This is a genomic window from Spirosoma sp. 209 (genome assembly GCF_002006735.1).
Classification (GTDB): domain Bacteria; phylum Bacteroidota; class Bacteroidia; order Cytophagales; family Spirosomataceae; genus Spirosoma; species Spirosoma sordidisoli.
In genome coordinates this window covers 1-17882 of the sequence record NZ_MVEC01000013.1, presented here as the reverse complement: position 1 = coordinate 17882, position 17882 = coordinate 1, and the positions used below count along the sequence as shown (strand labels likewise).

The window sequence follows — 17882 nt, the reverse complement described above, 5'->3', positions numbered from 1 at the left end:
CGTGAGGACACGGACACAGGTGAACGTACTGGAGAGGGTCGGCTTATTGCGGCCGTGTCTTTACCGCGAGGCCTGTAGAGGGCGGGTTTTGAGAGCGGGCTTGTCGAGGCCGGGGCGGACAACGACGCCATCGCGGATCAGCCGGAGGGTGTAGTCGAGGATATAATCCCGGTTGGTCATCAGGTCGTCGTAGGAGCGGGTCACTACGAAATCGGGCTCTACGGTAAAGCCATTGGCCCGGCCGGGGTCTACGGCATGGTACAGCTTCTTGAGCGGAATACGAACCTGTATGCGTGAATTGGGTAGCGTAACGGTTTTGAAATGACCCGCAAAATCACCCCAGTAGGCGCTGCCGCTGGCTTCCCCAACGAACGTACCCAGACCGGCATCCAGCGTTTTGGCCAGCACCGAGGTCGTGGCCGAGAACGACGCGCCGTTCATCAGGAAATACAGGTTGCCGCGGAAAGCCAGCCGCTGGCGGGGTCGGAACCGCTTATGACCCGACCGGCTGGCAAAACCACCCCGCTTGTCCTGGCGGTAGTGCAGGCTGAAGTTCAGGGCCGACAGCGGATTCCAGCGGGTAACGAGTTCGGCGCGGGCCGCCCGCTTCATTTCTTCGTGCTGCATGATGGTAAACGGCTTCGGCATCCAGTAGCGCAGCAGCCGAGCCGAGTTCAGCACGATGCCTCCGCCGTTGCCCTGCATGTCGACGATCAGATTCTGCACATTATCTTTTCGCAGCTGCCGGAAGGCTTTTTTCAGCTCGCGGTTAAAGGCCAGTTGCAGCGGGTCCGTTTTCTTCAGGCCCATGAACGTCGATACGCGCAGTACGGCCGTCTGGGTCAGGGTATCAACGATCCGGACCGACAGGTTGGGCCGGTTGCTGATCTCGTGGCGGTAGCGTTTGTGGAGTACGGCCCGGAATCCATTCAGCGTGGGGCAGCGCAGGCTGGTATGCCGGATCAGGGTATCGTCGGGAAAGCGGTAGGTGATCCGAATGGAATCGGCCGAACCGTACCAGGCCGCGTAATAATCGGCAAACTGCACCAGACTCCACTGCCGGCGACCGGTCAGGTTATCGCCGTCGGAGCCGGAATGGTCGGCGTTCATCAGCTCCCGGTGCAGATCAGCCACGGGGCGGCCGTTGATGGTGAGCAGTTCCGTACCGCGCCGAAGCGTGGTATCGGGCGATACGTTATGGCTGATGAAATACTGATCGCCAACGGGCCGGATGTAGAACGGAATGAACCGGGTGGTGCGGCCAATGTAAGATTTGCGGTGGTTGAGGTTGGTATGCCCGTCTTTGATGGCCGTGACGAGCGGACTGACGTGCCGGTAGAACGCCAGATAGTCCATGGGGTCGGTCAGGCGGTTGTAGAGCGAATCGTACAACTGCTCCATGCGGGCTTCGGACGTGTAATACCCCATGCCGGGATGCAGCATGTCGAGCTTCCGTTTCAGAAACGTCAGGTCAGCGTGGGTTTGCGCGGGGGTAAGTAGCTGGGCAGGGGCCGTCAGGCGGCCAAACACAACAAGTATGCTTACAATCAGAATAACTCGGCCAATCTTCATCACTCGCAGTCACGGTATAAACTGACCCTCACAAGCCAGGCGTTATTTGTAAGGTGAAGATAAAATCAACCGTAACTAATTGCAAGTATTTTTGTTTAAAACCCTATTAAAATTTCGTATCCGATGGATTAGGCAGAAATAAACGCAGCAGACCGTACAGCAGGAGTCCGATCGGCCCGAGCAAAAAACAGAAAAACAGGCAGGGAATCAGCCACCCGTGCGCAATGCCCCGCTCCTGCCCGTCGCGCAGCACGTAGCTCCCCGCCACCAGATCGAAAGCCAGGTAGTGTATCCAGCCGGCCAGTACAGCCTCTTTAGCGCCCGTAAACAACGACTGCACCCCGGCCAGCGTCGAAAACGCCTGCAGATCGAAGCCCGGTCCCTCACCGGCCGCGGGTGAGCTGTTGAACAGCCAGTAGATATACATAACCCCGAGCGTCATCGGAATGGGCAGCATGCGCGCCAGCATCTGGGTAACGCGCCAGCGGGGCGCAACGATCATCAGCATCCACTGGGGCAGTACCAGCAAATTCGCATATTGAAAAGCGGCATCGGGGGTCATAAACGGGCTTGGTTTTGGTTGAGTGAAGCTAAACAAATTAGCCGTACAGATGCTTGTATCAAGCCCGGCAGTATGAATAATAAACCAGCCATCAACGTCCTCTGGCTCAAGCGCGACCTGCGCCTGCGCGACCACGCTCCGCTGGCGGCCGCCCTCTCGGCCAACCGCCCGCTGCTGGTGCTGTACTGCTTTGAGCCAACGGTCATGGCCGACCCCAACTACGACGAGCGCCACTGGCGGTTTGTCTCTGAATGCCTGACCGACCTGAATCAGCAGCTACAGGTCTGGCAACCGGCCCCAGCGGCTCCACTCGTTCACGAATGGCTGCCCTTCACGTTCGAGGATGAACCGGCCGAACCCCGGGAAGCCGGCCAGCCCCAGCTCTGGATTTTCGTGCGTGATGCTCCCGATGTGCTGCGGGCGTTGCTGACCCAATGCCGGATCGAGACGCTTTTTTCGCACGAGGAAACCGGCCTGCGGGTCACCTACGAGCGCGACAAAGCCGTTACGGCGCTGTGTGGGCAGCACGGCATCCGCTGGCAGGAGTTTCCCAGCAATGGCGTTATCCGCCCCCTGCGCAACCGCGAAAGCTGGGCCGACGACTGGCAGCGAACCATGCGCGCGCCCCAGCAACAGCCCGACCTCAGCCGCTGGCAACCGGCCCGGATTCCGGCCGACTGGTACGAAGCCGAGCGGGGGCCGGCTCTGCCCGATGCCTGGCGTCGGCCCAATCCGCTGTTCCAGCCCGGTGGTGAACATAACGCGCACCGCTACCTGAACAGCTTCCTCAACGACCGGATTACCCAATACGCCCGCTCCATCTCGAAACCCCTCGACAGCCGTCGGGGCTGCAGTCGACTGTCGCCGTATATAGCCTGGGGTTGTCTGAGTATAAGGCAGGTATTTCAGGCGCAGCTGGCAGCCGCCAAACAGCCACCGACGCCCGGCCTGGGCCGACAATACGGGGCGTTTGCGTCGCGGCTCCGCTGGCACTGTCATTTTATTCAGAAGTTCGAACGCGAGGACCGGATCGAGTTCGAAAACGTGAACCGGGCGTTCGATGCCATCCGGAAGAACAGCAACCCGGCGCATTACGCAGCCTGGCGCGACGGCCAAACGGGCTACCCGCTGGTCGATGCCTGCATGCGGTGCCTGGCCGCTACGGGCTACATCAATTTCCGGATGCGGGCCATGCTGACGTCGTTTCTGACCCATCATCTGCTGCAGCACTGGCAGGAAGGCGGCTGGCACCTGGCCCGGCTCTACACCGACTTCGAGCCAGGTATTCACTATGCCCAGATTCAGATGCAGGCGGGTATGACCGGCACCAATACGGTTCGGATTTACAACCCCGTCAAACAGTCGCAGGATCACGACCCGGAGGGGGTGTTCATTAAACAATGGGTACCCGAGCTGGCCAACTGCCCGGTGGCCTACATCCACGAACCCTGGACCATGCCGTTGCTGGAGCAGACGATGTACCATTTCCAGGTCGGCGTCGATTACCCCGCTCCGATCGTCAACATCGCCGAAACCGCCCGCCATGCCCGCACCGAGTTGCACCAGCCCCGCCAGACCGACGTCGGTAAAGCCGAGCAGGCCCGCATCCTGAAAACCCACACCATCCCGAAACCACCGGCCGCGCCGAAGCCCCGAAAGCCCCGCTCCTCCGCTGGTAAACCAACCGGTAAACCATCGGCCCAGCCGAATGCGCCCGGCCTTCTCAGCGGAGCAACGCCTGCACCGTCGGCCGATACCGGGGCGTCTGGATACAGTTGATCAGAAAGGTATTCAGATTCTTCTGCAGCAGCGCGTTCTCGCCGGGTGTCAGGTTGTTGAAGAACACGACCAGCTCCGATCGGTTACCGGCTTTATCGGTAGCATAGAGCGCATTGGTCAGCACAAAGGCCGTGGAGCCTCCCTTCATGCCAATATGTTCGTAGACCTGTCGGTTACCGGGGTTAACCGCAAACGGCCATTCCATAATCTGATCGAGCAGGGTCTGCACCGCGGGCTCAAAATAGACCCGGCGATTGAGCTTCTGCATAATGGAGGTGTACTCACGGGCGGTCGAGGCCGTGAGCCGGTCAGACCAGACCTTCTGCAACTCCAGATCGGGAAAGATAAACTGCTTCCGGAGCGAGCTGTCGGCATCGGCTTTGAGTTGCGCGTGCAGAGCCATACTCTGTGCTTCGTAGTCACGGCTTTTCATGGCGCGCAGCCGCGCCAGCGTAGCGGCCTTATCGATGGTGGAATACAGCAGCAGCGGGGCTACCATCGGCAGAACCGGCTCATGTTTAGGCAGCTTCAGGATGCGCCGGTTGGCGTTGACGGCCCTGAAGCCGAGCCGGTCGGTGAGGTACTCGGTATTGGCGTTACTGCTGTACCGAATCATGCCTTTGGCCACGTCGAGCAGCGTGACCCGGCCGTTCTGTATGGCCTGTCGGGCGGTCAGTTCTGCTTTCCAGGCGGGTTGAGCGCCCCCGTCGGTGTTAGGCAGGTAGTACCGGTCGATGTCGCTCAGCAGAACCAACTCATCGGCGCGTATTTTTCCGGCGGCTGCCTGCCGGGCAAACTCGATGGCCACCATGATTTTGACGGTGCTGGCTAGCGGAAAGAGCTGATCGGCCCGCAGGCTTACCAGTGTGGTATCGTTGCGCACCAGCATCACCGCCGACCGCTCCGGATTGGCCCGGATAAACGCCACCACCGGGTCGTCGGGTTTGGGCTGGGCGGTCGGGTAGCTGCCGAACAGCCAGACGAGCGATACAAGTAAACTGATCATGGTAAACGCGGAAGACGAGGTTTATACCGGGTAAAGATACCAGCCCAAGCCTTCGACACATCTCCCATCGGATAACCGGTGTCAGGTCAGGATCTACGGAAAAAGCCAGGCTACAGGCAGCGGGGCCATACCGAACAACGGGTTTCCGGACCAGCGGGTTATCGCTCCCGAGCAATTGCCCAGCTCACGCCCAGCTGGAAGCCATGCAAACCGCCGTAGGGGGTACTCGAGAGCCGAACCAGATCCCGCTGATAGCGCAGATCGACGGCAAGCTGATCGGTCAGCTGGTAGTCGGCACCCACGATAAGGCCGCTGATGGTATGGGGCGTTACGGCAACCGGAAGCCCGTCACTACTGGCCCGGCCGTTGAGCAGGAAAGCCAGGTATGGCCCACCGTACAGGTGCCAGTGGTAACCGACTTCGTTCCGGAACAGCAGCGGTACCTCCAGATAATTCAGGTTAGCCATCGCCGACAGGTAACGGACGTTTCCCATCTGCTGACCCCGGACCTGCGACCCGCGCTGGGCGTAGTTGATTTCGCCCCGCATCTGCCAGATAAGCGATAGCGGCAACTCGGCCCAAAGCCCCCCTACGCCCCGCAGCCGATACACACTCGCTTCGGAGCGCCCGTTGCTGGCAGTGAGGTTAGCCGCCAGCCGCACGCCCATCCGCCAGTCGGCCCGGCTGATGGACGGCAGACCGAGCGAGTCGGTACCGATGTTGAACCGGTAGGTGGTTCGCAGACCAACCAGCGTGGCAGGCCGACGTTCGCCGGTGAAATAGGCCGACCCTGTAAGACCTACCGCCCAGCGGCCGGAGAGCCGGTAATCGTAGCTGATACCCGCTACCGGCACCACCCGATCCAGGCTCGACTGTTGTAGTACCGCTCCGTAGTCGCGCCGGTCTGGTCCGTAATACACCACGCTATCGACTCGCGACGCCTGGCTGCGATAGGCCGACACGCCTGCCCGCACGGCTAGCTGATGACGCCGGGTCAGTACCGGCAGCAGCACCGCCGATAGGTCGAACAGTCGCTCGGCACGGACGTAAAACCGGTCGAGCCGAGCCGGATCGGGACGCCCAAACGGACCAGAACTAACCGAAAGCGGGGCCGTATTGGCCGAGCCACCCCAGCTAAGGCCGAGCGACAGGCCGATACGAGGCCGGAGGTAGGCCGTGAGTTGCTGACGGGCCGCCCAGCCAGTGCGGTCGATACCGGGCAGGTGCAGGACGCCCCCAGCCGCTTCGGCCTCGAAACGATAGGACGATTGAGCGCGGAGAGCGCCACCTGCCAACACAATGGACAGAACAAGTATAGTAAACCGTTTCATGGGGATAATCTCGATGGCTGTTGACGGGAATGAATCAGAAGCGGTAGCCGGCCTGTACGCCCAGATACCCATAATCGGGGGTGGCGCGTAGCCATGGGCCAAGAATCAGCCGGTCGGTTGCGGCAAAGTTGTAATCGATCGTACCCTGTACAGCAACCGACAGTCCCTGGGCGCGGGAGCTGGCGCTAAAATCGACCGTCTGTACCAGTTGTCCGTTCATTGTGCGGGTACCGCCCGAGTTGGTTCTGAACCCGGTTTCGTAGATGAACAGCGGCCCCGCCGTTAGCCCGATCGTATGTCGGCGGCTGTAGAGCGGCAGAACCCGAAATCCCGTAACCAGCTGCACCTGCGTATACTGTTTGGGCAGAAACCCGTTTACATACGTTTCGTTGATCCGCATCAGGTTCAGCCCGGCCGTTATGCCGGCTCGACGCGTGAGGTAGTGTGTATACCGGTTTTCGTACAGAAACGCGCTGCCAATGTCTTCGCCCAGGAGCCCACCCGACAGGTGAAATTCGTTGCGATAGAACGGAATATCCCGCTTAATGCGCTCATAGGCCCGGTTCTTACGCGGTGCCAGCAGATGGGCCTTCAGCGGAAACAACCGGTACCCCAGCTGCAACGACCAGAAGGTAGCCTGTTGCCGCAGCGCGTAGGTCCGATCCCGCACAACAATACCGTTTATCAGCGGGGTTAGGGTGTTCGTATGGACAAGGTCGGCCGTTAAACCGCCAATGTCGATTCCCAATCCCAGCGAGGCTTCTAGCCATTGCCGCTGAAGGCCGTTCTGGATAACCTGGGCTACCTCGTAGGCCCGAGCCTGGCTTAGAAACTGATCCTTAGCTTCCGGAAACTGAACGGCCTGCTGTTCGGCGCTGGCAATCAGGTGCTGATACGCATCGGCGGGATTGGCATCGTGGTGAACGGCACCCAGCCCCACACTGGCTCGCAGCCAGGGCAGCAGCTTATAGCCACCCACGATCCGCACATCAGTCCGGTTGCTCCGATTCCGGGGTTGTGCCGTCGTAAACCCCAGGGTGGTTGTCGTGATCGATGCGCTCAGTTGCTGACTGCGGAGCCGGTTCACCTCCGCCTGCCCGTACCAGCGCAGGCGGTCGTAGCGGGCAAAGGCGCCAACTCCACTGGTACTGGCATCGCCCGAAGAGCCGCCAACGGTAGCCCGTATAGTACCCACCACTACCTCCTCGAGGGGCTGACGAGCCGACAGGCCAAGATTTACTTTCGGCCCGAAGGTCCATTCCTGGGCCTGAGCACCCACGCAGATGCCGAGACCAATGAGCACTAAAATAGATTTCATACAAAGAGCAGCGTTGAGGAGGTTTACCAGCCTAAACCTATGAGTGCATTCAGTTGAAACGACAAACTTCGGCCAGACGGCACCTGCCGAAATACAGAGTTGGGCGACATAATCTGGGGGGCAACAGGCGGTCTGAAAGGTTTCATAACATAGACGTTTTAGCGATCAACGATTGGCTTCTCGCCCTGTATGACCACGTTGCTGTAGCTATTTTGAATCTGAATGTCGGGTTTGCGTACGCCCGCAGGCTGGTAGGTAAAGGTTTGTCTGCTCCCCAGCCGCCCCAGCTCACCCATAACCGATTCGGGTACGTGGATGTCGGCAAAGGTGGTAATGACGTCGTAGCGGAAATCGGCCAGGCGCCGGGTCGTTACAAGAATGTCGGTACGGGCGGCTTCGACGGTCAGTTTATCGAGCGATGCGGCCGGCAGCAGCGTCAGCTTGCCGTAGCGGCTCCGGATGCTGACCCGCCCGCCCAGTTCGCGCAGGGTTACGTCGGCTTTTTCGGCCTTCAGCGTCAGTTGGGCGTCAAGGTTGCGGGCATCAATGTCGCCGTAGTCCGATGCGATGGTTAGTTTGCCGCCCATGTCTTCGAGCAGCAGCTTCCCAAACTCGAACGTCAGGTTTATATCGCCCGCCAGGTCGCTCAGGCGCAGGTCGCCGAAGGTATTGGTAATGGTCAGCAGGGCTTTGGTCGGCACGCTGATCTCGTAGATGGCTTTGAGCTGGCTTTGCAGCTTACCCGCCCGTTGCGGAATCACGAATCGGTTCGATATGTCCAGCTCAGCACCGCTGGCTTGGAGCGTATACTGATGATAGGCCAGTTCCCGTTCGGCCGTAGCCCGGTCGGGATGTTTGGCCACGAGCCGGAGCCGGATCGCTACCATGGGGCGGTTCCAGCCTTTCAGGGTCAGATCGGCTTTCTGAGCCGCCAGCCGGATCCGTTGCCCGTCAGCATAAGGCAGTTCTTTCTCAACCACCTTCGTCACGACCTGCACGGATGTCTGGGCCACGGCTTTCTGGGTCAGCCAGCTGATCAGCACGGCCAGTACGTATGTCGTTCCGGTTTTCATGAGCGCAGCAGGCTTATCAGTTCTTTGGTCACTTCGGCGCGCTGGTTCTCAATCTTTACCTGTGCCCGCACCAGCGCCGGGTCATCGCCAAAGGTTTGCCGTTCGGCTTCCAGGCGCTGCTGCTCGGTAGTGAGTTCGGTGAGCTGGTTACGGAGTTCGTGTACTTCGGGGCGCTGGCAGGCCAGGGCCTGTTCGGCACATTGCCGGGCAATGAACTCCTCGGCCCGCCGGTCGGCATCGGTGGCGGGTAGGATGGCGGGGGTCGACCAATCGGTGCTGGTTTCAACGGCGTATTCGATGCGCTCCCGGCCGGTGGTGGCGGGTTGTACCAGCAGCCATACTCCCACCAGGATGACCACGGCCGCAGCCGCTACACCGGCCCATACTGACCGAACGATCGTGAAACGCGAGCGATAATCCGGCTGGCGAACAGGCCCGTTGCCGATACCCGAAAGCGGTTCAGGATCTACCACATCGGCCTCGATACGGGCCCATAAATCAGGAGCCGGCTCAAACGCGGGCAGGCTGTTCATCAGTTGGCCCAGCCGCTCGTCGGAGACCAGATCGGCTTCGATCCGATTCCAGAGGTCGGGGTGCGGATCGTATTCGGGCAGATCGGGATACGGCTTATTCATAGCAATGATTCAGGCGTTGTCGTAATAATTTTTTGGCATAGCTCACCTGCGACTTCGAGGTTCCTTCCGAAATACCCAGCATGTCGGCAATCTCGCGGTGGGTGTATCCTTCTACCTCAGCCAGCAGAAAAACGGTCCGGGCACCATCGGGCAGGGTTCGAATAGCCGCGTCCAGTTCGGCACCGGTCAGGCCGTCGGGCAGCACGGCCGGCTGGTCATGCGTTATTTCGTTGAGCGTTTCGAAGCGGTTCTCGAGTCGTTGCTTCCGAACGGCCTGCCGAACAACAATGACCTTGATCCAGGCGCCGAGTGCTGACCGAAACGCAAACTGATCCAGGTTCCGAAACACCTCCACGAAGGCATCCTGCAGGGCATCGTTGGCGTGATCATAGTCATTGATGATGCGGTAAGCCGTGGAGAACATCGCCCGTTTGTAGCGGTCGTACAGGAGCCGCTGGGCCGTACGCCGAACCGGTTGATCGTCAGACAGGCAGCGATCCACTAACGTGCGTTCAGATAGGTCAGGCGGGGTTACCAAGCGGAACATGGGTTTCAGAGGCTTCGGACCAAAGGGCATTAAGCCGAGCCGAAGGTTGGAAAAGCACACGTATTTAATTTTCGGATGCTTTTCAGCGGGTTAACACCCAGACCTGTCTTGTTACCATATCAATAAACAAGATTACCTTTTCTCGACCACTTGACCGGAATCCGGACAAGTTGTATATATGTCAAAAAAACCATTCGTTAGGATCGTATAAACAAACTAATCCACATCATGAAACCTATCTTATTGCTGTTTTTCCTCTTTGCTCTGTCTGTAAAATCGACTAGTTGCGCGGGCCAAGGTATTGTTTTTGAGTCGGGTAGCTGGGAAGACGCCGTCAAGAAAGCCAGAAAGCAAAAGAAGCTGTTGTTTCTGCACGTCGACGCTCCCCAGTGCGGAGGCTGCACGGAAACGGTCAATGTAGCCTTCAACAGTCCGCTTCTGCGTGAAAAATTTGCGTTAAATTTTATCAGCTTCCGCGTTGACGGCACGACGGCCGTGGGTAGGGAGCTGGTGGAGAAACTGGAGATTGAGTGTACGCCCTCTTCGGCCTATCTCGACGTAGATGAAAACCCGCTGGCCCGGTTTTGCGGCAGTACCACGTTCGACCGGGCTTACCTGGAGAAAGCCGAAGAAGCCATGACCCGCCACCGTACGCAGCCCATGAAACCCCTGACCGACGCCTACGCCAAAGGTGACCGGTCGCCGGCGCTGATGCGGAACTACATCAATCGCCGGCGGGAGATAGGCCTCTCAACGGGCGATTTGCTGGATGAGTACATCCGGCAGCTCCCGCCCGACTCGCTCCAGTCGGCGGCCCTGTTGCGGTTCATTTTTGAACAGGGTCCTATTGTAAGCAGCAAACCCGACTCCGTTTTTCGGGCCCGCTACAGCCGGGTAGACAGTTTATACCGAGTCGTTGGCTGGAACAAGGCCGTTGAGCTCAACAACCGGACTATCAACAATTCGATCCGGAAAGCCATCCGGAATAAAGACATGACGCTGGCCGTTCGTACGGCGGCCTTCGTACAGCGAACGCATCAGAACAACATCAAAAACGGAATGGCGGGACGGGAGTGGACAATGGTCCGTTACTACCGGGGCATCAAGGATACCGCCCGGTTTCTATCGGCAGCGGTACGCTACTACGATACCTACTTCATGACGGCCCGGGTCGACTCTATTCAGAACCTGGACAACCTCGAAAACCAGCGCCGGATGCGGGGCACGATACCGCCATCGGGCGGGGTTCGGCCAGGCGGGTCAATGACCTCCGTTTCGTCGCCCCAATCGTTTGTCCTCAACCCCAACACCCAACGGTTTGTGGGCGCGCTGAACAACGCAGCCTGGGAGTTTTACGGAATGACCAAAGACCCTGTTTTCCTCGGAAAAGCGCTCGACTGGTCGAAACGATCGCTGGAGTTCCGCGAAGACCCCAGTTCGATGGATACCTATGCCCACCTGTTGTACCGGCTGAACCGAAAAGCGGAAGCCATTGACTGGCAGGAGAAAGCCGTTCAGAAATCGAAGGAGTTCCAGTTCCCGTCTGTGACCTCGCTGGAGAAGGCACTGCAACAGATGAAAGACGGTACGCTATAACGTGCTCCAAACCGGGTTCCTCCAAACCGGGTAGAAGTCAGTATACCGAAGGGCAGGCTAACCGGCTTGCCCTTTTTTTGTTACTTTGACGTATGAACTACATAGAACTGCAACTGACGGTTTCGCCCGACTATACCGACATCCTGACCGCCGAGCTAGCCGAACTGGGATACGAATCATTCGTAGAAACCGACGAGGGACTGAACGCCTACATTACCGAAGATGACTTTGCCGAAACACCGGTTGGGGAAATAGTCACAAAATACGCCGACCAAACGGCAATAGCTTATACGTTCAGTTCGTTAGAAAAACGAAACTGGAACGCCGAGTGGGAGCGCGATTACGAGCCGATAGAAGTTGCTGACCAGGTTCGGGTCCGGGCGTCCTTTCATTCATTGGACGCCCGGTTTCGTTACGACATCGTGATCAACCCCAAAATGTCGTTCGGAACGGGCCATCACGAAACCACGGCCATGATGCTCCAGCAGCAGCTCAGCCTTGATTTTGTCGAAAAAACTGTCCTCGATGTCGGCAGCGGCACGGGCATTCTGGCTATTCTGGCGGCCAAAATGGGCGCCCGGTCGGCCCTGGCGTTCGACATTGAAGAATGGGCCGTAGAAAACGCCCGCGAAAATGCCCAGCTGAACGACTGTCGGCAGGTTTCCGTGTTTCAGGGAACCATTGCCGACGTTGACCCCACCCATCGCTTCGAGATCATTTTAGCCAACATCAACCGCAATGTGCTGCTGGCCGAAATACCGGCCTACGTACAGTTGCTAACCCCCGGCGGGTACCTGCTGGTCAGCGGTTTCTACGAACACGACGCCCCTGATATCGAGCAGAAAGCCCATGAAACGAATTTAATCACAAAAGATCGGCTCGTTAAAAATCAATGGACCTGTCTGTCGTTTTATAAACAGTAAAGCAACGGTAAGGTCGTGCTGAATGAGGACACGGACCATGTGGTGTAGAGAAGCAATCGCTCTTCACCGTGGTTCGTGTCCTCACGGACCACCTGACCGGATGGTGTGGCTGACGCCTGTCCGGATGGTCCCGTGGCCTGCCGTAAAGAACAGAATTATAAAGATATCGATACACAGTACGCTGACCGGCACCGGTCTTATAGATGATGAAACGCTGCGTTTACCTTATCCTGCTTCTGACCGCACCCCTGGCTACGTTTGCCCAGGCCGTGCGTATTTCCGATAAGCCCGATCAGTTCATGGCCGACGTACAGAAGCTGATGGCTACGGGCGGACCGGCAGCCGTACGCGCGGGCACGAACCTGCAGACGCTCTGGTCCGAAAACCGGCTGTCGGCGGGGCAGCAGGACCGGGTGATGGCCCTCAGCCGCCGGATGAACCAGAAACGACTACAGGCCGCCACCCACTTCGCCCCGTTCTACGACGCGCTCTATCACGCCGTTTATACCCAGCAGCCCGCCCTGTCGGCCAGCGGAATCGACGGCCTGCTGACGGTGGTCGAAAAACTGTTCGAGACAACCGATCCCCGCACCCTGGCCCGTACGCTCGAAACCACCCGCCGGTTTCTGGAACGACGCGAACTCTACAGCGGCAACGTCAATAAGCTGGCTACCCAGGGCGGCACCTTTCAGTTTCGCTACGTAGATAACGCTCCGGTCAGCACCACCTCGGGCGCCCCAGCCACACCGGCCGACTCGCTGGCCCTGGCCCAGGCAGCCGCCGAGCGCTCAAGGTTCGACGGCTGGGATGATCCCATCTCACCCGATTCTACCCAGCCGCGTCAGCTGGGGCCGCGGTATATTCCGCAGCGCCGGCCTATTCCGACCGTTTCGGGGGCGGTTATTACCCTCACGGGGGCGTCGCTGGCGATGGTAGCCAACGGCGACTCGGCGGTGCTGGCCAACACCAGTGGCGACCTGCTACTGAAAGAAGGCATTTTTGTGGGCAAAGGAGGCAAGTTCAGCTGGGAAACGGCCGGGCGCCCCGACATCTTCGTCACCCTGGCCGACTATTCACTGGTAGCCATGAACCCGCGCCTGCAGGCCGACGATGTAACGCTGACCTACGAGCAGGCCAAGCCCATCAAAGGCACCTTCGAGTACGTCAGCAAGAAACGCAGCGGCCCGGCGGTGTACCCGCGTTTTCTGTCGTGGGAGAACAACGTGACCATTCCCGGCCTCGGCACCGACATCGACTACCGGGGCGGGCTGGCACTGGCCGGGGCACAGATGGTCGGCTCGTCGGCCAGCGGACAACCGGCGCTGCTGATCGTGAAACACAACGGCAAACCCGCCTTCAAAGCCAGCAGCCGCCGGTTCGACTTCCGCGACTCGACCATTACGGCCCAGGCCGCGGCTTTTGTAGGTTACATCGAGACCGATTCCATCACGCACCCGGCCGTCCAGTTTCGTTTCGACAAAACGCAGCGGGTGGCCTGGCTGAACCGGCCCGACCGTACCGAATACATGCGCGTTCCCTACGCCGACTCCTACCACAAATTTTATATCCAGCCCGAGGTGATGCGCTGGGACGTGCCGCGCCGGAAAGTCGACTTCTACCAGGTCGGGGCCAAACGCGAGGTACCCGTCCGGTTCGAGTCGTTCGATTACTTTCAGCCCCAGCGCTATGCCGACCTGACCCTCGACTACGGCTTTCACCCGCTGCAGATCGTGGCGAACTACGTATCGACCAAAAAGCAGCAGAGCTTCTTCGACGACGATATCGTTCAGTTTGCCAAAGGGAACCCCAAGGCCAGTCCGACGGCCCTGCGGGGAGCGCTGAACCGCATGGTGCTGGAAGGCTACCTCGACCGCGACGCCAGCGGTATGCTCCGGCTGAGCCGGAAGGGCGTGCTATACGTTCTGGCCTACACCAACAAACGCGACTACGACAACTTCCAGATCCAGTCGACCTTTGCCTCGAACGACAGCACCAAAAACGCCACCATCAACCTCGACGACAAGATCATGACCATTCGGGGGGTTGACCGCTTCACCCTGTCCGACTCGCTGAAGATTTTCGGGGTCCCGTCCGACAAAACCATCCGCGTGGGCAAAGGCCGGGCCTTTACGCTCAACGGCCAGCTCAAAGCCGGTACCCTGCGCTACGCCGGCCGCGATATGCAGTTCGACTACGACAAGTTTGCGATGAACCTCAACAAGATCGACTCCATCACATTCTCGTCGCAGAAACTGGCGGCTCAGGGCAAAGACGGCGAAGTAGGGGGCGATATCAAGTACGAGAATCCGGGTACGGTATTTCTGGGCAGCGCCGATAACAAGTCGGGCAAGATCAACGGCAAGAAAACCACCCAGCGACTCGTGATGCCGCAGGGTATGACGGTCTATTTCGATCAGCCGGTGCGGGGCAATCTGGTCTATAACCGGAAGGTCTATTTTAAAATACCGGCCATCGACAACGACAGCATCGGCAAGGGCGACATTTCCTTCATGGGTACGTTCTACTCCGACGGCATCTTTCCGCCCTTCAAAGCCGAGTTGAAAACCATGCCCGACAATACGCTGGGCTTCGTTCAGAAACCACCCGCCACGGGCTACCCGGTCTACGGCAGTAAATCGACCGTAAAGCTCACCAGCGATATCGTTATGGACAAGAGCGGGCTCCGCGCCGAAGGTGTACTCAACCACCTGACAGCCAGCCTCAACACCCAGGGCATTCTGTTCATGACCGACTCGCTGCTGGCGTCGGGCGAGAAAGGCGAGGTTAAGGAAGGGCTGGTCGGTAAAGCTTACTTTCCGCAGGTGCAGCTCAACAACTTCAGCCTCAAATGGTGGCCCAAAGCCGACAGCATGGTCATCACGACCCAGAAGAATAACTTCAATTTCTACGGCGCCACCACCAACCTGGACGGTAGCCTGGTGATGCGGTCGGTGGGTCTGTTCGGCAACGGCACCCTGCGCCGGAAAGACTCCGAAGCCATCTCGAACAGCATCAAATTCAACAAAGAAGGGTTCATTGCCGACAACGCCAAATTCACGATCACCTCAGACAAGGAAGGCAACAAACCCATTCTGGTCGGCAACAGCGTCGATGTGGATTTCAACCAGACCAAGGGTATCGTTGGGCTGGCCATCAACAAACAGCAACAGAGCATCAGCGACACGCTCGGCTCGAGCATCGAGTTTCCGTTTGCGGCCTACAAGACCAGCATCAACAAAGCCCAGTGGAACATCAACGCCAAAACCATTGCCATGAAAGCGGGCCCCACGGCCGGCGACGTGAAAAGCTCGGTCTTTACCGCCACCGGCGACGAGCAGGAAGGGCTGACCTTCAACGGTGCCGCGGCCCTCTACGACGTAGAAAAGATGGTCCTCAACATCAGCGGGGTTCCGTACGTTACCTCGGCCGACGCCCGTATTTACCCCGACAAAGGGCTGGTCACCATCCGGCGCAACGGCGAAATGCTGGCCCTCAAAAACGCCCGGCTCGAGCTGGATACGGTCAGCCTGTTCCACAAACTGAAGAATGGCAATATACAGATCGTGTCGCGAACGCGCTTTGCGGGCGATGCCAGCTACCAGTTTGCTACCATGAAGGGCGATACGGCCATCATCAAGATGCAAAGCTTCGAGCTGAAAGAGGCCCCGGCCGTGGCAGGCGCTTCGCTGACGGCCGACACCAAAAAACCGGCGCGTGGCAAACGAAACGCAGCTAGTACCAAAGCGGCTACTACCTATTTTACGGTAGCGCGCGCCGAAGTCGACGAAGACGACAACCTGCAGCTGGCCCCCAAAATGCTGTATAAGGGGCTGATAACGATGCAGGCCCCCGAAAAAGACCTGGCGCTGGACGGCTATATCAAACCGGCCCTCAAAAAGCGAAAAAACCTGGTGGGCGACTGGCTGCCTTTCAAGGAAAAAGTAGCCGAGCGACTGGAGATCAAAGTCGATAAAAACCTGAAGAACGAAGGCGGGCAGCTACTCGTGGCCGGTATTCATTTCAGCGTGGGCGGCACCCTCTACCCCACCTTCCTTTCGCCCAAAGAAGACAACCGCGACCAGGATCTGTTTGCCGCCACCGGGCTGATGCGCTATGACGAAAAAGACAAGCTTTACCGGATTACCTCGGGAAGCCCTGACGAAGCCCAGGCCGTTGCCGACAGCACCAGCGACGAGGTAGAGAACGCCTTTACCTTTAACGATGCCCGTGGTCTGATGACCTACAAAGGCAAGCTGAACCTGCTCACCACCAGCCCGGCGCCCTACCTGCTGGCGGCCGGGTCGGCGCGGGTCAACATCGACAGTGCGCTCTATCGGTTCAACACGCTGCTGGCATTCACCTTTCCCGTTCCCGAAACCGTGAGCAGCTCCATTGCCAGTAAGCTGATCACGACCAACCAGGACGAGAAAAACGACGAAGCCGCCGACGATGACCTGAACCGGCTGTCGGACAAGCTGCTGCCGCTCATTGGCCAGCCCGCCGTCGATGCCTACCGGACCAAAGCCCAGAACCAGCACGTGCCGCTCAACCAGGCCTCGCCTAAACTGAACGCCATGCTCGTGCTGGCCAACGCCAACCTGCGCTGGTCCGACAAGTTCAATGCATTCTACAGCATCGGCCGACTGGGCGTGTCGAACATGATGAGCGCCGACATTAACGCTCAGATGGACGGGTTTGTCGAAATCCGCAAGGGAGCCGCCGGCGACGAAGCCAGTATCTACCTCGAAGCCTCGCCCGACGTCTGGGTCTTCTACGACTTCAAACCCGGCAACAGCCCATCGGCACCGGGTCAGCTGGCCATCGTAACGTCGGAGCAGGAGATCAACGACCGGCTGCTGGCGGGTTCAAAAAATAGCAGCAAGGCCGCGCTGGAGCTGGTTCCGGCTACCGTCGATGAGAAAGAGCTGTTCGTTGACCGCTACCTCGATCAGTACAAGACCCGGCCCAAAGCAGCCCCCCGACCGAAAACCCAGCCGAAAGCGGCCACCCCGACCGTTGCCGCCACGCCCGCCGTTGACCCGAACGACGAAACGGTAGAGCCCGCAGCCGAACCGGAAGCCGCACCGGCCGCTACCAAGCCCGGCACAAAAGCGAAGGCGGCAACGAAAAAAGGAAAAGCCGGGGCCTTACCACCCGCAGCCAAGCCTGCTCCCAAAGTGGCGAAAGAGACGCCGAAGCCCGCCGAGAAGAAGAAAGACAAGGAAGACGAACGCGAAGGTTTCTAACAGCAACAGCCCATCTGCACCGTGCGGATGGGCTGTTTGGTTAAGGGAGAGGAAGGTAAGGGATACTATCGGTTACCCGGCCGGGCCGGCTGGGTAACTCTCGTTAGTTCATGGCGATCCGGCGAGTGGTTTCGGCGGGCTGGGCCGTGGCAATCGTCAGAGCGTGGCTCGTCGTCTCTACCCCGTTGCTGATCAGCAAGCTGTACGAGCCGTCGGGCAAACTGCTCACGTCCAGCCGCAAACGAACCTGCTGCTGGCGCTTGCCTACCTGCTCCTGGTAGACCTCCTGACCCT

General features: G+C 59.0%; 12 protein-coding genes and 1 pseudogene. 4 read left to right on the top strand and 9 right to left on the bottom strand.

The window, feature by feature from the left end; translation table 11 throughout:
- Positions 1-60: 60 nt before the first annotated feature.
- Together B1C80_RS20155 and B1C80_RS20150 are read right to left on the bottom strand one after the other, a co-directional pair.
- Positions 61-1572, bottom strand: a complete 1512-nt coding sequence (locus tag B1C80_RS20155) for a S41 family peptidase (protein ID WP_077923020.1) — start codon at positions 1570-1572, stop codon at positions 61-63.
- A 106-nt stretch (positions 1573-1678) separates the two neighbouring features.
- Positions 1679-2134, bottom strand: a complete 456-nt coding sequence (locus B1C80_RS20150) for an ABA4-like family protein (RefSeq protein ID WP_077923019.1) — start codon at positions 2132-2134, stop codon at positions 1679-1681.
- Positions 2135-2206: 72 nt separating this feature from the next.
- Between B1C80_RS20150 and B1C80_RS20145 the strand changes: the two genes are divergently transcribed.
- Positions 2207-3913, top strand: a complete 1707-nt coding sequence (locus B1C80_RS20145; RefSeq protein WP_077923018.1) for a deoxyribodipyrimidine photo-lyase — start codon at positions 2207-2209, stop codon at positions 3911-3913.
- Here B1C80_RS20145 and B1C80_RS20140 read toward each other — a convergent pair.
- The 6 genes from B1C80_RS20140 to B1C80_RS20115 form a co-directional block, all read right to left on the bottom strand.
- Complete coding sequence (locus B1C80_RS20140; RefSeq protein ID WP_077923017.1) at positions 3858-4919, bottom strand: serine hydrolase; 1062 nt, start codon at positions 4917-4919, stop codon at positions 3858-3860. The two genes, B1C80_RS20145 and B1C80_RS20140, sit on opposite strands and share 56 nt — an antisense overlap.
- A 158-nt stretch (positions 4920-5077) precedes the next feature.
- Complete coding sequence (locus tag B1C80_RS20135; protein WP_161492794.1) at positions 5078-6250, bottom strand: porin family protein; 1173 nt, start codon at positions 6248-6250, stop codon at positions 5078-5080.
- 34 nt (positions 6251-6284) lie between these two features.
- On the bottom strand, positions 6285-7568 hold the full coding sequence (locus B1C80_RS20130; RefSeq protein ID WP_077923015.1) for a hypothetical protein: 1284 nt from the start codon (positions 7566-7568) through the stop codon (positions 6285-6287).
- Positions 7569-7726: 158 nt separating this feature from the next.
- The gene (locus B1C80_RS20125; protein WP_077923014.1) at positions 7727-8641 is read right to left on the bottom strand and encodes a DUF4097 family beta strand repeat-containing protein; all 915 of its coding nucleotides are present in this window, start codon (positions 8639-8641) and stop codon (positions 7727-7729) included.
- Entirely contained in the window at positions 8638-9276 is a 639-nt protein-coding gene (locus B1C80_RS20120) for a hypothetical protein (RefSeq protein ID WP_077923013.1), read from the bottom strand. The genes B1C80_RS20125 and B1C80_RS20120 overlap by 4 nt, the downstream gene beginning before the upstream one ends.
- On the bottom strand, positions 9269-9823 hold the full coding sequence (locus tag B1C80_RS20115; protein WP_077923012.1) for an RNA polymerase sigma factor: 555 nt from the start codon (positions 9821-9823) through the stop codon (positions 9269-9271). The genes B1C80_RS20120 and B1C80_RS20115 overlap by 8 nt, the downstream gene beginning before the upstream one ends.
- 228 nt (positions 9824-10051) lie before the next feature.
- Between B1C80_RS20115 and B1C80_RS20110 the strand changes: the two genes are divergently transcribed.
- The 3 genes from B1C80_RS20110 (at position 10052) to B1C80_RS20100 (ending at position 17588) form a co-directional block, all read left to right on the top strand.
- Positions 10052-11419, top strand: a complete 1368-nt coding sequence (locus B1C80_RS20110) for a hypothetical protein (RefSeq protein ID WP_077923011.1) — start codon at positions 10052-10054, stop codon at positions 11417-11419.
- A gap of 92 nt (positions 11420-11511) precedes the next feature.
- Positions 11512-12342 carry a 50S ribosomal protein L11 methyltransferase gene (gene prmA / locus B1C80_RS20105; protein WP_077923010.1) on the top strand — a complete coding sequence of 277 codons (831 nt, stop codon included), beginning with the start codon at positions 11512-11514 and terminating at the stop codon, positions 12340-12342.
- A gap of 206 nt (positions 12343-12548) precedes the next feature.
- Positions 12549-17588 carry a hypothetical protein gene (locus B1C80_RS20100; RefSeq protein WP_077923095.1) on the top strand — a complete coding sequence of 1680 codons (5040 nt, stop codon included), beginning with the start codon at positions 12549-12551 and terminating at the stop codon, positions 17586-17588.
- A 103-nt stretch (positions 17589-17691) separates the two neighbouring features.
- On the opposite strand, the pseudogene B1C80_RS28450 reads toward B1C80_RS20100, so the two are convergent.
- Positions 17692-17882, bottom strand: a pseudogene (locus B1C80_RS28450) (T9SS type A sorting domain-containing protein); the annotation flags it as partial.

What these genes read in the sequence shown, in the direction of transcription:
- B1C80_RS20155 (WP_077923020.1), bottom strand. Translation starts at nt 1,572, where the DNA reads ATGAAGATTGGCCGAGTTATTCTGATTGTAAGCATACTTGTTGTGTTT.
- B1C80_RS20150 (WP_077923019.1), bottom strand. Translation starts at nt 2,134, where the DNA reads ATGACCCCCGATGCCGCTTTTCAATATGCGAATTTGCTGGTACTGCCC.
- B1C80_RS20145 (WP_077923018.1), top strand. Translation starts at nt 2,207, where the DNA reads ATGAATAATAAACCAGCCATCAACGTCCTCTGGCTCAAGCGCGACCTG.
- B1C80_RS20140 (WP_077923017.1), bottom strand. Translation starts at nt 4,919, where the DNA reads ATGATCAGTTTACTTGTATCGCTCGTCTGGCTGTTCGGCAGCTACCCG.
- B1C80_RS20135 (WP_161492794.1), bottom strand. Translation starts at nt 6,250, where the DNA reads ATGAAACGGTTTACTATACTTGTTCTGTCCATTGTGTTGGCAGGTGGC.
- B1C80_RS20130 (WP_077923015.1), bottom strand. Translation starts at nt 7,568, where the DNA reads ATGAAATCTATTTTAGTGCTCATTGGTCTCGGCATCTGCGTGGGTGCT.
- B1C80_RS20125 (WP_077923014.1), bottom strand. Translation starts at nt 8,641, where the DNA reads ATGAAAACCGGAACGACATACGTACTGGCCGTGCTGATCAGCTGGCTG.
- B1C80_RS20120 (WP_077923013.1), bottom strand. Translation starts at nt 9,276, where the DNA reads ATGAATAAGCCGTATCCCGATCTGCCCGAATACGATCCGCACCCCGAC.
- B1C80_RS20115 (WP_077923012.1), bottom strand. Translation starts at nt 9,823, where the DNA reads ATGTTCCGCTTGGTAACCCCGCCTGACCTATCTGAACGCACGTTAGTG.
- B1C80_RS20110 (WP_077923011.1), top strand. Translation starts at nt 10,052, where the DNA reads ATGAAACCTATCTTATTGCTGTTTTTCCTCTTTGCTCTGTCTGTAAAA.
- prmA (WP_077923010.1), top strand. Translation starts at nt 11,512, where the DNA reads ATGAACTACATAGAACTGCAACTGACGGTTTCGCCCGACTATACCGAC.
- B1C80_RS20100 (WP_077923095.1), top strand. Translation starts at nt 12,549, where the DNA reads ATGAAACGCTGCGTTTACCTTATCCTGCTTCTGACCGCACCCCTGGCT.